Here is a 425-nt window from a genome sequence, read left to right on the forward strand (position 1 = left end):
CGGAAAGACCCCATGGAGCTTTACTGCAGCTTGATATTGAATTTGGGTACGATCTGTACAGGATAGGTGGGAGCCTTTGAAGCATGAGCGCCAGCTTGTGTGGAGGCAGCCTTGGGATACCACCCTGATCGTATCTAGATTCTAACCTGGTACCGTGATCCGGTGCAGGGACCGTGTCAGGCGGGCAGTTTGACTGGGGCGGTCGCCTCCTAAAGAGTAACGGAGGCGCCCCAAGGTTCCCTCAGAATGGTTGGAAATCATTCGAAGAGTGCAAAGGCAGAAGGGAGCTTGACTGCGAGACCTACAAGTCGAGCAGGGACGAAAGTCGGGCTTAGTGATCCGGTGGTACCGCATGGAAGGGCCATCGCTCAACGGATAAAAGCTACCCTGGGGATAACAGGCTTATCTCCCCCAAGAGTCCACAT

At 54.6% G+C, this 425-nt stretch carries 1 rRNA gene; it reads left to right on the plus strand.

Annotated features, from left to right (window positions below):
* A 23S ribosomal RNA gene (locus ACE5LO_RS27825) occupies positions 1-425 on the plus strand; the annotation flags it as partial.

Origin of the sequence: Paenibacillus medicaginis (assembly GCF_042138635.1) — a bacterium.
Taxonomy (GTDB): domain Bacteria; phylum Bacillota; class Bacilli; order Paenibacillales; family Paenibacillaceae; genus Paenibacillus; species Paenibacillus medicaginis.